At 32.7% G+C, this 16,388-nt stretch carries 16 protein-coding genes; all 16 read left to right on the top strand.

All coding sequences use genetic code 11. From position 1 onward, the window contains the following. Positions 1-3 precede the first annotated feature (3 nt). Positions 4-852, top strand: coding sequence for a bifunctional 5,10-methylenetetrahydrofolate dehydrogenase/5,10-methenyltetrahydrofolate cyclohydrolase (locus ACPWSR_RS17100; protein WP_426349432.1), 849 nt, complete (start codon positions 4-6; stop codon positions 850-852). Then, positions 842-2,050: an exodeoxyribonuclease VII large subunit gene (xseA, locus tag ACPWSR_RS17095; RefSeq protein ID WP_426349431.1), complete on the top strand. Its 1,209-nt coding sequence runs from the start codon at positions 842-844 to the stop codon at positions 2,048-2,050. Before ACPWSR_RS17100 ends, xseA begins: the two co-directional genes overlap by 11 nt. Continuing rightward, positions 2,050-2,262 carry an exodeoxyribonuclease VII small subunit gene (locus ACPWSR_RS17090; protein WP_426349430.1) on the top strand — a complete coding sequence of 71 codons (213 nt, stop codon included), beginning with the start codon at positions 2,050-2,052 and terminating at the stop codon, positions 2,260-2,262. The genes xseA and ACPWSR_RS17090 overlap by 1 nt, the downstream gene beginning before the upstream one ends. Further along, positions 2,259-3,131, top strand: a complete 873-nt coding sequence (locus ACPWSR_RS17085; protein WP_426349429.1) for a polyprenyl synthetase family protein — start codon at positions 2,259-2,261, stop codon at positions 3,129-3,131. The genes ACPWSR_RS17090 and ACPWSR_RS17085 overlap by 4 nt, the downstream gene beginning before the upstream one ends. A 14-nt stretch (positions 3,132-3,145) precedes the next feature. Continuing rightward, a complete protein-coding gene (gene dxs / locus ACPWSR_RS17080) occupies positions 3,146-5,008 on the top strand; it encodes a 1-deoxy-D-xylulose-5-phosphate synthase (protein ID WP_426349428.1) in 1,863 nt (620 codons plus the stop codon). A gap of 13 nt (positions 5,009-5,021) precedes the next feature. Next, positions 5,022-5,852 (top strand): TlyA family RNA methyltransferase, encoded by an 831-nt coding sequence (locus tag ACPWSR_RS17075; protein WP_426349427.1) that lies wholly within the window; start codon positions 5,022-5,024, stop codon positions 5,850-5,852. After that, entirely contained in the window at positions 5,849-6,694 is an 846-nt protein-coding gene (locus ACPWSR_RS17070; protein WP_426349426.1) for an NAD(+)/NADH kinase, read from the top strand. Before ACPWSR_RS17075 ends, ACPWSR_RS17070 begins: the two co-directional genes overlap by 4 nt. Position 6,695: 1 nt before the next feature. After that, a complete protein-coding gene (locus ACPWSR_RS17065; RefSeq protein WP_426349425.1) occupies positions 6,696-7,145 on the top strand; it encodes an arginine repressor in 450 nt (149 codons plus the stop codon). Positions 7,146-7,163: 18 nt separating this feature from the next. Then, on the top strand, positions 7,164-8,864 hold the full coding sequence (gene recN, locus ACPWSR_RS17060; protein WP_426349424.1) for a DNA repair protein RecN: 1,701 nt from the start codon (positions 7,164-7,166) through the stop codon (positions 8,862-8,864). A gap of 170 nt (positions 8,865-9,034) precedes the next feature. Beyond that, positions 9,035-10,168, top strand: coding sequence for a SpoIVB peptidase (gene spoIVB / locus ACPWSR_RS17055; protein WP_426349423.1), 1,134 nt, complete (start codon positions 9,035-9,037; stop codon positions 10,166-10,168). A gap of 176 nt (positions 10,169-10,344) precedes the next feature. Further along, positions 10,345-11,157 (top strand): sporulation transcription factor Spo0A, encoded by an 813-nt coding sequence (gene spo0A, locus ACPWSR_RS17050; RefSeq protein ID WP_426349422.1) that lies wholly within the window; start codon positions 10,345-10,347, stop codon positions 11,155-11,157. 169 nt (positions 11,158-11,326) lie between these two features. Beyond that, positions 11,327-11,959 (top strand): stage II sporulation protein M, encoded by a 633-nt coding sequence (gene spoIIM, locus ACPWSR_RS17045; RefSeq protein ID WP_426349421.1) that lies wholly within the window; start codon positions 11,327-11,329, stop codon positions 11,957-11,959. A 34-nt stretch (positions 11,960-11,993) separates the two neighbouring features. After that, complete coding sequence (locus ACPWSR_RS17040; protein ID WP_426349420.1) at positions 11,994-12,863, top strand: tyrosine-type recombinase/integrase; 870 nt, start codon at positions 11,994-11,996, stop codon at positions 12,861-12,863. A gap of 43 nt (positions 12,864-12,906) precedes the next feature. Next, the gene (locus tag ACPWSR_RS17035) at positions 12,907-13,722 is read left to right on the top strand and encodes a purine-nucleoside phosphorylase (RefSeq protein WP_426349419.1); all 816 of its coding nucleotides are present in this window, start codon (positions 12,907-12,909) and stop codon (positions 13,720-13,722) included. A gap of 23 nt (positions 13,723-13,745) precedes the next feature. Continuing rightward, the gene (locus ACPWSR_RS17030) at positions 13,746-15,050 is read left to right on the top strand and encodes a pyrimidine-nucleoside phosphorylase (protein WP_426349418.1); all 1,305 of its coding nucleotides are present in this window, start codon (positions 13,746-13,748) and stop codon (positions 15,048-15,050) included. An 87-nt stretch (positions 15,051-15,137) separates the two neighbouring features. After that, complete coding sequence (locus tag ACPWSR_RS17025) at positions 15,138-16,301, top strand: D-alanyl-D-alanine carboxypeptidase family protein (RefSeq protein ID WP_426349417.1); 1,164 nt, start codon at positions 15,138-15,140, stop codon at positions 16,299-16,301. Positions 16,302-16,388: the final 87 nt, after the last annotated feature.

The following is a 16,388-nucleotide window of genomic DNA, read 5'->3' as shown; positions in this document are numbered from 1 at the left end:
ATTATGGGTGAAGTGTTAAGTGGAAAGGTTTTGGCAAATAATCTGAAAGAGGATATTAAGAACTATACAAAGTTTTTAAAGGAACAAGGAAAGGCAGCTCCTTGTTTATTGTCTATCCAAGTAGGAGAAGATCCTGGTTCTGAATACTATATCTCAAATCAACAAAAGGTTTCTGAATCCCTAGGTATAAAATTTATTAAGAAGTCTTATGGAGAAGGTATAAAGGAGGATGACCTCTTAAAGGATATAGATAGTGCCAATAAAAATCCTGAGATACACGGGATAATTATCCAGCTACCTCTGCCTAAAGAGATTAATATAAATAAAGTTCTTTCATCTATATCTCCTGAAAAAGATGTAGACGGACAGAGTGACATAAATATTAGTAGGCTTTACAAAGGAGAAGAAGCCTTTGTTCCCTGCACTGCAGAAAGTATCTTGAGATTGATTAAATCTGTTAAAGACAATCTTCAAGGATTAAGGGCTGTAGTTATAGGCAGGAGTACCATTGTAGGAAAGCCTGCAGCTAATTTGCTACTTCAAGAAAATGCTACAGTAACCATATGCCATTCAAAAACAGTAAATTTAAAAGAAATCTGCAGAGAAGCAGATGTATTAGTGTCTGCAATTGGGAAGCCGAAATTTATTGATAAAGAATATATTAAGCCTGGTGCAATAGTAATAGATGTAGGTACCTCAAGCCATGAAGGAAAGATTACTGGTGATGTGGACTTTGATAGTGCAATGGAAGTTGCAGCTTTTGTTACCCCAGTACCAGGAGGGGTTGGAGCGGTTACAACCTCTATTTTACTTGATAATGTATGTAAGGTGTACAGAAAATATGCAGATTAAAATACTTTCCGTAAGCGAACTGAATAATTATATTAAGAGAACAATAGATAATGATTTTATATTAAATAATATTAGAGTACAGGGCGAGATATCAAACTTAAAATATCATAGTAGTGGACATATTTACTTTTCCTTAAAGGATGAGGGAAGTAAAATAAACTGTATAATGTTTAGAAGTAATGCAGAAGCTTTCAATATTTTATTAAAGGATGGACGCAAAGTAGAGGTTAAAGGAAGGGTTTCTGTATATCATAGAGATGGAAGCTATCAGATATATTGTAATTCTATCAGTGACATAGGATTAGGGGAGTTATATGAAAAATTTAATTTGCTAAAAGAAAAATTATCAAAGAAAGGGTTCTTTGATATTGAGGCAAAAAAGAGTCTTCCGTTATATCCTTTTAAAATAGGTGTTGTTACATCTCCCACGGGTGCTGCTGTTAAAGACATCATAAATGTTATAACCAGAAGGAATCCATCTATTGAACTTCTAATTTACCCTGCATTGGTTCAGGGAGATGGATCTGTGGCTTCGTTAATTAAAGGAATAAAGGTCCTTGATAGCAGAGATGATATAGACATAATTATTATAGCTAGAGGTGGGGGCTCCATCGAAGAGCTCTGGAGCTTCAACTCAGAAGAATTAGCAGAAGCAATATATAATGCTAATAAGCCTATCGTTTCTGGAGTGGGACACGAAACTGATTTCACAATCTGTGATTTTGTAGCAGATATAAGGGCAGCAACCCCATCACAGGCTGCAGAAATTTCAGCGGTATCTCTAGAGTCATTGATTGACAGTATCTCAATGGATAAGGAAAAGATAACCTCATTAGCTTTGAGGAGGATTGAAGATGAAAATTATAATCTTATCCTTTTAGAAAGGCTTCTTGAAAACTTTAATCCTATGAATATAATAATTCATAAATATGAAGAAATTGCTCTGTTAAAGGATACATTAAATAAAAATATAAATATGGCTATAACGAATAATTTTGAACAAATTAAAGCTTTAATACAGCTTTTAGAGGCTCACAATCCTCTAAATGTTTTAAAAAAGGGTTATAGTATAATTTTTCAAAAGGATAAGTTGATTAATTCTGTAGCTGCTTTTAAATTCAATGAGTCCACAGAGATAATATTTAAGGATGGAAAGGTTGAAGGTCTAATTGTGCCTACAGAAGAGGAGAGGAAATAATGGCAAAAAAAAGCGAGAATTATGAAATAATGCTTAATAAGCTTAAAGAGATAATAGCTAAGATGGAAAATGGCAATATAGCTCTTGAGGATTCAATGAAGCTATATGAAGAAGGTATTAGTTTAACAAATAAGCTTTATAAAACTCTCAAGGAATCTGAGAATAAAATCAGAATTCTTCAGAAGGAAGAGTTAGAGGATGTATCAGAATGATAACCGTTAATTTAATTAAGAGAGAAATTGATGAATATTTAAAAGGATATTTTGAGGATAAGCAGGGCTTAAATAAAGAGCTCTTTGATTCAATGTCCTACAGCTTAAATATTGGAGGGAAACGTATCAGGCCTATTCTAACAATCCTTACCTATAGTCTTTATAAAGATGACTGGAAGAAGGTGATTCCTTTTGCAGCAGCTATAGAAATGATACACACCTATTCCTTAATTCATGATGATTTACCATGTATGGATGATGATGACTTAAGAAGGGGTAAACCTACAAATCATAAAGTTTTTGGTGAAGCTGTAGCAGTACTCGCTGGAGATGCACTATTAAATGAGGCCTTTAACATTATTATTAAGTTTAGTATAAAGGAAGGTAGAGCTGCTCTTTTAGCAACAGAACAGCTAGGTGAGGCTGCAGGGGCTAATGGAATGATAGGTGGTCAATTAGTAGATATTTTATCAGAAAATAAAAGTATAACAAAGGATGAGCTTTATTACATCCATGAGCATAAGACCGGCGCTTTAATTAAAGCCTCAGTATTAGCAGGTGCAATCTTAGGAGGTGCCGATAAAGAAGAACTTGTGTTATTAGAAAAGTATGGAGAAAATCTAGGTTTAGCTTTTCAAATTAAAGATGATATACTTGATGTGGAAGGTAATAAAGAGTTAATAGGAAAAAATATAAATAGCGATGCTGAAAATCATAAGTATACTTTTGTTTCTCTTTTAGGACTAGAGGATAGCAAAGCGCTCTGCAAACAAATTACTAATAATTGTATTGAATCCTTGAAGTCTCTGAAATATAATACTGTTGTAATGGAAGAACTTACAAACTTTTTGCTAGAAAGGAATTATTAAAAGAGGTAAACCTTATGTATACTCAATTAGATAAATATAAATCTCCTGAAGACATAAAAGCTTTATCCTTAGATGAGCTTAAACTTCTATCCAATGATATCAGGAGTTTTTTAATAGATAAAGTTTCAAAATCTGGAGGTCATCTAGCTTCTAACTTAGGTGTAGTAGAGCTTACCTTAAGTTTATATAATGTTTTTGACTTCAAACACGATAAAATAGTATGGGATGTAGGACATCAGTCCTATGTACATAAAATTCTTACGGGAAGAAGAGAAGGCTTTGATAGGCTTAGAAAGTATCAGGGCTTAAGTGGTTTTCCTAAAAGCTCTGAAAGTAGCTTTGATCATTTTGATACTGGGCATAGCAGTACTTCTATATCAGCGGCCATAGGGATGGCAAGGGCAAGAGATATAAAGAATGAAAATCATCATGTAATAGCATTTATTGGAGATGGTGCGCTTACTGGTGGTATGGCTTTGGAAGCACTAAATGACATTGGCTATCATAAAACCAAGATAATAATTATATTAAATGATAATCAGATGTCTATAGCAAAAAATGTAGGTGGGTTGTCGAAATATTTTAGTAAGCTGAGGTTAGATCCTAGCTACAATAAATTTAAGAATGAATTTAATAGTACCTTAAATAAATCCAGCTTAGGTAAGAATTTGGTTAATTCAATTGAAAAGGTAAAGGACAGTATCAAACAGTTCGTAGTCCCTGGAATGCTTTTTGAGGAGATGGGGATTACTTATTTTGGTCCTGTAGATGGTCATAATATTAAGGAATTATCTAAGATGCTTTCACTTGCAAAAAATTTAGAAGGACCAGTTATTATCCATGCACTGACTCAAAAAGGAAAAGGCTATAATTTTGCAGAAAAAAATCCTAATAAATTCCATGGAGTTGGGCCTTTTAATAAGAAGAGTGGTGAAGTAGAGTCTTCCGTAGTTAAAAGGGAGAGTTATTCTTCAGCATTTGGAGAAGAAATAGTTAAAATAGCAGAAAAGAACAAAAAAATAGTAGCAATAACAGCAGCAATGCCTGATGGTACAGGATTAAAATACTTTGCACAAAAATTTCCTAAGAGATTTTTTGATGTGGGTATAGCAGAGGAGCATGCAGTAACAATGGCTGCTGGTCTGGCAAAGGAAGGCCTTATACCTGTATTTGCTGTTTATTCTACCTTTCTTCAAAGAGGTTATGATCAGATTATACATGATGTATGCATTCAAAAGCTTCCTGTAATATTTGCAATTGATAGAGCTGGTATAGTAGGAGAGGACGGAGAAACACATCAAGGAATATTTGATTTATCATATTTAAGCCATATTCCTAATATGACAATTGCTGCACCTAAAGATACTAAGGAATTAAGAAGAATACTTCAGTGGGCGACTACTGCAAATGCTCCTGTGGCTATAAGATACCCTAGAGGAACAGATATTGTTGACCTTGATTCTACTGATAGGGATATTGCCATAGGAACTTGGGATGTTGAAAGCTCTGGGAATAAAGTTGCTATTATCGCTACAGGAAAGATGGTTCAGCATGCAGTTCTTGCCAAGAAAAAGCTTGTGCAGATAGGTGTAGATCCAATGATAATCAATGCTCGATTTATAAAGCCTATTGATAAAGGAATGGTTACAAAGCTAGTTAAAGAAGATTATAAGATTATAACCATTGAAGATAATATAGTTTCTGGCGGTCTAGGTTCAATGGTCTTAGAATACTTGAACACTATTGGGTATAATAAAAAGATAACTATTTTAGGATATAAAGATAAATATATACCTCAAGGAGACCCTGAAATATTATATAAAATAAATCATTTAGATAAGGATTCAATTTATGAAGAAGTAGTTAAATTGATTTAAAGCAGGAGGAATTATGGCAAACAAGAAGATAAGACTGGATCAATTATTAATAGAAAAAGGAATATTTAATTCTAGGGAACGTGCAAAGGCTGCCATAATGTCCGGTAAAGTATTTGTTGATGGTCAGAGGGTTGATAAGGCAGGAGAAAAGGTTAGTGAAGAAGCAGCCTTGGAGTATAAAGGAGAAAAAATGCCCTATGTTAGTAGAGGTGGCTATAAGCTAGCTAAGGCTATTAAAGAATTCTCTATTGATTTAACAGGCAAGGGTTGTATGGATATTGGTGCTTCCACTGGAGGATTTACTGATTGTATGCTGCAAAACGGTGCTATTAAAGTTTATTCCATAGATGTAGGTTACGGTCAACTAGCCTGGAAGCTGAGAACAGATGATAGAGTAGTTTGTATGGAAAGAACTAATTTTAGGTATGTAACAAGAGAGAACATACCGGAAGAAATAGACTTTGCCAGTATAGACGTATCTTTTATTTCCTTGAAGAAAATAATTCCCACAGCTTTGGAGCTTATGGCTCCCTCTGGAGAAATTGTTGCTCTTATAAAGCCACAGTTTGAAGCTGGAAGGGATAAGGTTGGGAAAAAAGGAGTAGTTAAAGATAAAGCAACTCATGGTGAGGTTATAAAAGGAATTGTGGATTTCTTAGAAAGTAAAAAGCTCTCTATATTAGGTTTGAGCTATTCTCCTATTAAAGGGCCTGAAGGAAATATTGAATACTTGGTTTATTTTTCTAAAGAGTATTCAGAAACAAACCCATTTTCTAGTGAATACATAAATAAGCTTGTAGATGCTTCTCATGGTGAATTAGATGAGGCTTTGGAGGATGTATGAAAAGTTATAATATAGGTATAAATATAAACCTATCTAAAGATAAAAATGGGAGTATTTTCAAGGAAATAGTTGATATAATTAAAGATGAGTTGCCAGAAGCAAATATAGCTGTTTTTCAGGATTCTAGGCCATTGAATTACCATGAAGCTGAGCAGCTAGACCTGCTTCTTGCCTTAGGTGGGGATGGAACGATCTTAAATACAGCTAAACATATATACAGTTCAAAGGTTCCTATATTTGGTGTTAATATTGGGAACTTAGGTTTTTTAAGCAGCTGTGAGCTTCGAAGCTTTAGAGAATACTTTAAAAAATGGCTATCAGGGAACTTCATATATAGAGATAGGATGGTTTTGAGCTGCACAGTACCTGGAATAGGAACTAATTACACCTTAAACGAGGTTGTTATAAGTAGGGGAACTCTTTCAAGAATTTTGAAGTTTAAGGTATATGTAGATGATTATTTTTATACTGCATATGCAGCTGATGGAATAATTATAAGTACACCAACAGGATCTACAGCTTACTCTATGTCTGCGGGTGGACCTCTGCTTTATCCAGAATTATCCAATATATGCATAACACCAATATGTCCCCATACCCATATGTTTAGATCTATTGTTTTAGATGGAAATAGTACTGTATCAATTAAATTAGAAAAAACAGAGCAGGATGTTTTTATAACCTATGATGGACAAAGTTCTTATAAGCTACTAGGAGAAGAAGATATTATCATAAGTAAAGCAGAGCATAATATTAGATTAGTGCATTTTGAAGAATTAGATTATTTTTCGGTACTCCGAAATAAGCTGATAAATAAAACACGAGAATGTGCAGGTGAGTAATATGAAAGTAAATCGACACTCTAAAATCCTAGAATTAATCAATAATAAAGATATTGAAACACAAGAGGAGCTCGCAGAGGAGCTTAAAGCTATGGGTTTTGATGTAACTCAAGCAACTGTTTCTAGGGACATTAAGAAATTGAAGCTTACCAAAATATTAACTCCAGGAGGAAGCTATAAATATGCTTCTATAGCAAGCGAAGAAAGTGATATTTCTCAAAAGCTTGCAAATATTCTTTCTAGTTCAACTCTGACCGTAGAAAGTGTTGATAAGATGGTAGTAGTTAAAACTATTTCAGGTTCTGCAGCAGCAGCAGCGGAAGCCATCGACTCCTTGAAGTTTAAAGGGATAGCAGGAAGCATAGCCGGTGATAATACAATATTCATACTAACGAGGTCTCTTGATTATGCTGATGAGATTGTATTAAAAATAAAAAAATTAATAAATTAGTAAAGTTTAGGTGATAATATGCTATTACAAATTAGTATAAAGAACTTTGCTCTTATAGATAATATTACTATTTCCTTTTATGAAGGATTTAATGTATTATCAGGAGAAACTGGAGCGGGAAAATCTATTTTAATAGATGCTATAAATTTTGTTATGGGGAATAAGTTTAACAAGGACCTAATTAGAACTGGCGAAGATAAAACCTATGTTGAGGCAGTTTTCTCTGTTGAAAATTCCAAAACAGCTGAAATATTGAAAGAATTAAATATTGATGAAGATAATATAGTTATATTAAGTAGAGAAACCTTTCAAAATGGTAGAAGTATAAGCAAGATAAATGGTAAATCTGCAGTTTTATCTTCATTAAAGGAAATATCTAAAAGCTTAATTGACATTCATGGACAGCATGAAAATCAAAACTTATTAGAAATTAATAATCATTTAATGTATTTAGATAGCTTTGCTCAAGACACAATATATAATGAATTAGAAAAATATAGAAATATTTTTGAGAAGTATCAAAATGTTAGGACTAAAATACAGAGGCTAAAAGGAAATGATGATGTCCAGAATAACATAAATTTTTTGAAGTTCCAAATAGAAGATATAGATAATGGAAAGCTTGAGTCTGGTGAAGAAGAACAGCTAAACAATGAATATAAAGTATTGAGCCATGCAGAAAAAATAAACTATTCAGTTAATAGTGCTTATAGCTCTTTAAAAGAATTTGGTGAGGGATCATCAGCTTATGACCTTATTTATTCTGCATCAAAAGATTTAGCTTCTATTGAAAAGCATATGGAACAAATTAAGAATATCAACAGAGCCTTAACAGAGGTAAGTTATAATCTTGAAGAAATAATCAATGATCTAAGAAATTTAAAAGAAACCGTAGTATATGATGAAGAGGCTATGGGAAAAATAAATACTAGATTATATGAAATAGCAAATTATAAAAAGAAATATAATAGATCAGTAGAAGATATCCTGAGCTATAGAGAAGAACTAGAGAATCAATATGAGGAGTTAGTTAATAGTGAGGAGATTATTAGAGAGCTAGAATTGGAAGAATCCTTATTAAAAACTGAATTAGATAGCGTTGCTGAAAAGCTTCATAATATTAGACAATCAGCAGCTCAAGTCCTGGAGTCTAAGGTGATGTATGAGTTCCAGGATATTGGCTTGGAAAAAAGCACATTTAAAGTAGAGGTTCTAATGCAGGATTCATATATGAATAATGGGAAGGATAAGGTCCAATTTTTAATTTCTACTAATCCAGGAGAACCTATGAAGTCTATGGAAAGAATTGTATCTGGTGGTGAGCTTTCCAGGATAATGCTTGCTTTAAAAACTGTATTTGTCGATAAGGATGCTACTCCATCAATAATTTTTGATGAGATAGACACAGGAATTAGTGGCAGGGTAGCACAAAGTGTTGCGGAAAAAATGTATAAAATTTCCGCTAAACATCAGGTATTATGTGTAACACATCTACCACAAATCGCTGCCATGTCTGATGTGAATTTTCTAGTGGCAAAAGATGTGGTGAATGAAAAAACCTATACTTCAATATCATCCTTAAAGGCAGATGAAAAAACAAAAGAAATAGCTAGAATGATTGGTGGAGTAGAGATAACTAAAGTTACTCTTGATAATGCAGAAGAAATGATTAGGCTTGCAGAGAATAAAAAGTCTACATTAATTAATAAAATAGAATAGAAATTTAAAGTATAAAAGGGTCATAGAAGTATTTCTATGACTTTAATTATAAATTACATAAACATAGAAACTGAAAGCATCTTTAACTGTACTAACAGCTATATAACAGGATAAGGGCTTTAATTATCGGGTATGTTAATAAGGAGAAAACACAAAAAGGAGGAGTAAGGATGAGAAAAAATTTAAAAAGAGGTTTACATAACATCGTAGCTCCCATTTTATTTATCGCTATCAGCTTAGTTTTCCCTGCTGCTGATAATTATGCTTCAGCTAATCCTTTGCAAACTAATGGTTTTACTTCCGCTGAATTCTCTTTCGAGGAAGATATAGCCGTAAATAATAAAATTAAATATGATAAGATGCTTGTTCCTAGTGGTATGAGTATAGGAGTTAAGGTAAATACCAAGGTTTTAGTGGTAGGATATGCTAAGATTGAGACAGAACAAGGTTTATTAGATAGTCCAGCTTTAGAGAAAAACATTGGTATAGGAGATATAATAAATAAAGTAAATAACATACCAGTAGATAGCTCAAAAACCTTAGCAACATTGCTTAATAAGTTTCAAGAAGAGAAGTTACAGGTTGAGATTGAAAGAGATGGTGAAGTATATATTAGAGAGATAAAGGCTGTTAAATCTTCAGAGGATGGTAGATTTAAGCTTGGACTGTGGGTTCGAGATTCTACAGCAGGAGTTGGAACTTTAACATTTTTTGATCCAGAAAACAATATTTATGCTGCTCTTGGACACCCTATTACAGATATAGATACTAATAGAATTCTTAAGGTTAGCTCAGGCAACATTGTTAATTCATCTATAATAAATGTTAAAAAAGGTCAAAAAGGAACACCTGGGGAATTAAAAGGGATATTTATAAATGAAGACAAAGCTCTTGGTACAGTATCTTCAAATACTCCTTGTGGTATTTTTGGTAGGATAAATAATAATGAGCTTATGATGAGAGATATCAAGCCTATGAAAGTAGCTATGCCTGATGAAATTAAAGAAGGTAAAGCACAAATAATAACTACTGTAGATGAAAAGGGTCCTAGATATTATGATATTGAAATACTAAAACTTTTATCTCAAGATGTAGCGGATTCAAAGGGAATGCTTATTAAGGTTACAGATCCAGAGCTTCTTAGCAAAACTGGTGGTATAGTGCAGGGTATGAGTGGAAGTCCAATAATACAAAATAATAAGATAATTGGTGCAGTAACTCATGTATTAGTTAATAAGCCAGATACAGGTTATGGTATATATATACAGTGGATGGTAAAAGATGCAAATAATTTATTAAAATGAGTTTAAATATTTACAAAATAATAGTAAAATAGAATTATACATATAAAAAGATATCAATAAACATATGGTATCTTTTTATATTACAAAAAAAATATATATAATCAGAAGGAATTATCTTACTTATGTCGAATTAGTAAAATGTTAAATAATGGAATAAGCTTAAAGGAGAGAATTATATGCAGGAAAATAGAATTTCAGTACTCATAGCAGACGATAATAAAGAATTCTGTAATATTTTAAACGATTACCTATTAAATCAGAGAGATATTATCGTTACAGGAATAGCAAAAGATGGGCTAGAAGCATTGAGGCTAATTGAAGAAAAAAAGCCGGATTTAGTAGTTCTTGATATTATTATGCCTCATTTAGATGGATTAGGAGTATTAGAAAGGCTGAATACTATGAATATAGATCCAATGCCAAGAATAATAGTCCTTTCAGCGGTAGGTCAAGACAAAATAACTCAAAGAGCTATAACCTTAGGCGCAGATTATTATGTTGTAAAGCCTTTTGACATGGATGTATTTACTAAGAGGATTCGCCAAATGTTTAACAATACTATTTCCGGTGATAATAATAAAAAAACCATGTCACTTATGGAAACAACAGAGGTTAAAGCTCCTAAAAAAGAACCAATGGACTTGGAAACTGAGATAACATCAATTATTCATGAAATCGGTGTCCCAGCCCATATCAAAGGTTACATGTATCTAAGAGAAGCTATAACAATGGTAGTTAACGATATGGAACTACTCTCAGCTGTAACTAAAGAATTATACCCATCCATAGCAAAAAAATATAATACTACCGCAAGCAGAGTAGAAAGGGCTATAAGACATGCTATAGAGGTTGCTTGGGGAAGAGGCCAAGTTGATGCAATTAATAGGCTCTTTGGGTATACAATCCATACGGATAAGGGTAAGCCTACAAACTCTGAATTTATCGCTATGGTAGCTGATAAATTAAGATTAAAGAACAAGGTTAGTTAGGAAAAAAACAGCATAATATCTAATGATTAATAAATATTTTACCCTTATAAATCATACTGACCTTTCTCTTTTTATTGCAGAAGGTCAGTTATTTTTTGAATAAAAAAATAAGGTATAAGTAAGAACCTCTTTACATAATATATATTAATTTAGCATTAAGGAGGATATTATGGATAGTAAGAGGTTAAAGGACTTTATAATTAAGGAGATTGAAAATAACTTTTGGATTTTACTGGTTATTATGTTATTCCTCACAATTGGAATAATACTAGGCAATTATATGGTTAAATATATGGGAAATGATAATTTAAAAGCTTTAAATGATTATTTATCTGTTTTTTTACAGGGATTAAAGGATGAGACCTTCTCAGGTAAGAATTTATTTATAGAAGCTGTTCGTAATAATGTTATAATAATTATAATCATATGGTCTTGTGGCTTTACAATTTTGGGAACTCCTATAGTATTGCTAATAAACCTTGTAAAAGGTTTTACCTTCGGCTTTTCCCTAGCAGTTATTTTAGCCGCGGGAGGAGAAAATTCTCTTATACTATCGATACTATCTTTAATCCCACAAAATATTATATATATAATAGGAATGGTCATAATATCAATTTATTCGGTTAAAACCTCCTTAGAAAAGCTAAAGCAAAAAGTTTTTAAGGTTAAAAGCAGTGAAGGTGGTGTGCCCCTTGCTAATTATCTTTACTGTTTACTATTTGTACTTCTATTTATGACCATTGGTTTTATAGTAGAAGCCTATATCACTCCTCCAGCTATTAAGTATGTAAGTGGAATATAACTTAATTAAAAAAAATAAAAGATATGGTGATAATATGGATGATTTATTAGAGGAATTTTATGAGTATTTATTAAAAAAGAGACTGAGTGAAAATTCAATTAAGGCTTATTTAAGTGATTTGAAAGATTTTAAGCTTTTTATTGATGAAGAAGGAATTGATTTTCTAAAAGTGAATACAGAAGTCCTTTATCGATTTGCTCACAGGTATTTAATCAATAAATCTACAGCAACAATAACCAGAAAGATTAATACCATTAAAAAGTTTTATAAATTTTTACTTCATAAAAACTATAAGATCGATAAAGCTGTTCTTCTCTATAATGCACCAATTTTAAAGCGAAAAACACCGGAATTCTTGACTGAGGAAGAGATTGGTATTTTGATTAATTTACCAAATAAGGATAGCTTTAAAGGATTAAGGGATAGGGCTCTAATAGAGATATTATATGGAACTGGTTTAAAGGTCAACGAGATAATAGATTTATCTGTAAAAGATATAGACTTAGCTTTTAAGGTTATATCCTGTAATAAAGGAAAAAACCAAAGAGTAATACCCCTAGGAGATAAGTCTGTATTAGCTTTAGGAGAATATTTAGAAGCAAGGAAAGATATAAATAAATCTATCAATAACTTATTTTTGAATAATAATTATGATATACTAACTAGGCAGGGCATTTGGAAGATAGTTAAATATTATATAAATAAAGCTGGTATAAATAAGGATATTAACTTGAATACCTTTAGGCACTCCTTCGCTCTTCATCTTCTCCAAAATGGAGCTGACATAAATATTATTCAAGAGCTCTTAGGTCTTAAAGGGGTTAATGTTCTGCAGATTTATCTAGATGTTCTTCCAAAGAAAAAACTTAGGGAGATATATAACAAATCACACCCAAGAGCGTAGTACTGCAAAAAAAAGATTTTTTTATAACATAAGGAGGATAAAAATGAACTTAACAAACATTAAGGAAGCAGCTGAGTATATAAAAAGTGCATCAAATTTTGAGCCTGAGATAGGTGTCATTTTAGGTTCTGGTTTAGGCGAGATGGCAGAGCATATAGAAAATAAGAAGATAATTAAGTATTCAGATATTCCTCACTTCCCAGAGTCAACGGTTAAAGGACATGCTGGACAATTTGTAATGGGAGATTATAAAGGGAAAAAAGTTATAATGATGCAGGGAAGAATACATTTTTATGAAGGTCATTCCATGGAACTTATAGTACTTCCTGTTTATGTTATGAAATTACTTGGAATTAAGAAATTAATAGTTACTAATGCTGCAGGTGGTGCTAATACTGAATTCGAACCTGGTGATTTAATGCTCATTAAGGATCATATAAACTTTTCTGGTTCCAATCCTTTAATAGGTGCTAATTATGAAGAAATGGGACCAAGATTTCCTGATATGTCTAAGGCTTATGCTCCTGAATTGTTAGAAGTAGCTGAGCTATGTGCAGAAGAGCTAAAAATTAAGGTGCAGAAAGGTGTTTATATGATGTTCTCAGGTCCTACCTATGAGACACCTTCAGAAGTTAAATTAGCACAAATTTTAGGAGCTGATGCTGTTGGTATGTCAACGGTTCCTGAAGTTATTGCAGCAAATCATTGTGGTATCAGAACATTAGGTATTTCCTGTATAACAAATATGGCGGCAGGTATTTTAGATCAACCATTAGATCATAGTGAGGTTATAGAGACTTCCAACAAAGTAAAGGAAAGCTTCATAAAGCTCATTTCTAATATTATTGAAAGAATTTAACTGTTTTATTGGAGGATGTAGAAATGAGAATGTACGATATTATATTAAAAAAGAGAAATAATATGGAATTAACTACAGAAGAAATAAATTTTTTTGTAGAAGGATATACGAAGGGTAATATCCCAGACTATCAAATTTCTGCATTATTAATGGCTATTTACTTTAATAAGATGAATAAACGTGAGACCAAGGATCTTACCATGGCAATGGTAAATTCTGGAGATATTTTGGATCTATCAAAGATTGATGGAATCAAGGTAGATAAGCACAGCACTGGAGGAGTAGGAGATACTACTACATTAGTGTTAGGACCAATGGTAGCTAGCTTAGGAATCCCAGTTGCAAAAATGTCTGGAAGGGGTCTTGGTCATACGGGAGGAACTATTGATAAGCTTGAGTCCTTTGAAGGCTTTAGTGTTGAGATGAGTGAAGAAGAATTTATTGAAAATGTAAATAATATAAAGTTAGCGGTAGGCGGTCAGACTGGAGAGTTAGCACCAGCAGACAAAAAGTTGTATGCCTTAAGAGATGTGACAGGAACTGTCGATAATCTTAGTTTAATAGCTTCTAGTATCATGAGTAAAAAGATTGCAGCAGGGGCTGATGCTATTGTTCTTGATGTTAAGGTCGGTAGAGGTGCATTTATGAAAAGCTCAGAGGAAGCTTTTGAACTTGCCAGAGCTATGGTTAAGATAGGTAACGGTGTGGGAAGAAAAACAAGGGCTGTAATTTCTAACATGGATGAACCTCTTGGGTTAGCTATTGGTAATGCTTTAGAAGTTAAAGAAGCTATTGAAACCCTTAAAGGTAATGGTCCAAAAGATTTAGTTGAGCTTTCCTTAGAGCTAGGAACAAATATGCTCATATTAGCAAAAGTAACAGAAGATAAAGAAGAAGCTAGAAAAATGCTTATTGGCACAATAGAGTCAGGAGCTGCTCTTAATAAGCTTAAGGAGTTTGTTGCAGCACAAGGAGGCTCCACTGAAGCAATTGATAATACAGATTTACTTCCTAAGGCTAAATATGTAGTACCTGTTGTTTCTGATAGAGAAGGTACAGTGCATAGCATAGACGCAGAAAATATTGGTCTTGCAGCAATGGAGCTAGGAGCTGGAAGAGCTACTAAAGATAGTGTATTAGATATGGCTGTGGGAATAGTTTTAAATAAAAAATGTGGAGACCACATAAATAAAGGGGATGTAATTGCGTATATTCATTCTAATGATGAAAGTAACATCCCTAGGTGTATTGAAAATATAAATAAGAATTATCTTATAAAAGAATCGGAATACTCACCTTTACCTATAATTTATGGGATTATAGAATAGGAAAAATAACCTTGGGAAGCCAAGGTTATTTTTTTGTGATAAATATTTCATTTTTGGTAAAAATATTTTCGAAAGGAGAGTAGATTAATGATAAATAAAAAAGGTTTTATAAAAGTTTTAATCCCTTTTTGTTTGCTATCTTTTATTTGGGTATCTCCAGCTAATGCAGAAGGAGAAAGTATAGAAATCGAGGCGAAGTCAGGTTTATTAATGGAGGCTAATTCAGGAAAACTGTTATTTGAAAAAAATATCAATGAAAAATATGCACCAGCCTCCGTAACTAAAATAATGACTATGTTATTAGCTATGGAAGCGATAGATAGCGGCAAAATTAAGTTTGACGACAAAATAACGGCTAGTGAAAATGCAAAAAAAATGGGTGGAAGCACTATGCTTCTTGATACCGGTGAAATTAGAACTGTTGAAGAAATACTGAAGGGTATAGCAATCGCATCTGGAAATGATGCAGCTGTAGCTATGGCTGAGTTTTTAGGTGGCACTGAAGGTGCTTTTGTAGAAATGATGAATAAAAGAGCTTCAGAACTAGGGATGAATAATACTACTTTTAAAAACTGTACTGGACTTCCTGTGGAAGGCCATGTTACTACAGCTATGGATATTGCAATAATGTCACGAGAGCTATTAAAACATCCTAAGATTCTCAAGTATACAGGAACCTACATGGAAACTATATCTGAAGGAAGGAAGAGTCCTATTGAGCTAGTTAATCACAATAAATTAGTCCGTTTCTTCAGTGGTTGTGATGGATTAAAAACAGGTTTTACTGATGAGGCTAAATACTGTATATCAGCTACAGCAACGAGAGATGGAGTTAGGGTTATATCCGTTATTATGGGAGCACCGACATATAAAATACGTAATAGAGACGCCAGTATGCTTTTAAATTACGGCTTTTCAAAATTTGAAAGTAAAAAGCTTGTAGTAAAAGACCAGGAAATAGAAAAGATAAAGTTAAATAAAAAAGGAGATAGGTATTTTATTGCAAGAGCAGCTGATGATCTTAGTGTAACTATAGAAAGAGGTAGCAATCAAGAAATAATACCTAAAATAAATATCAATAAAGATAAGAAGGAATATAAGAAAGGGGAAATGATAGGTACTTGCGATTACTACATAAATGATGTGAAAATAGGAAGTGTTAAGCTATATACTGATAGAGAAGTGAAAAAGTCTGGAATACTAAATAATATGAAGGACAATTTAAAGGGGTTATTTAAAAACGGAATTTAGTATAGTTATGAAGGGGCTTTATAGTATTTATAGGGCTCCTTTACTATTTACTTTGTTGCGCCATCCACGATAAACTGGTATTATTTA

Origin of the sequence: Alloiococcus sp. CFN-8, assembly GCF_049943125.1 — a bacterium.
Taxonomy (GTDB): Bacteria; Bacillota; Clostridia; order Clostridiales; family Clostridiaceae; genus JAEXZL01.
The sequence above is the reverse complement of the archived record's forward strand: the minus strand, read 5'-3'. Positions and strand labels throughout refer to the sequence as shown.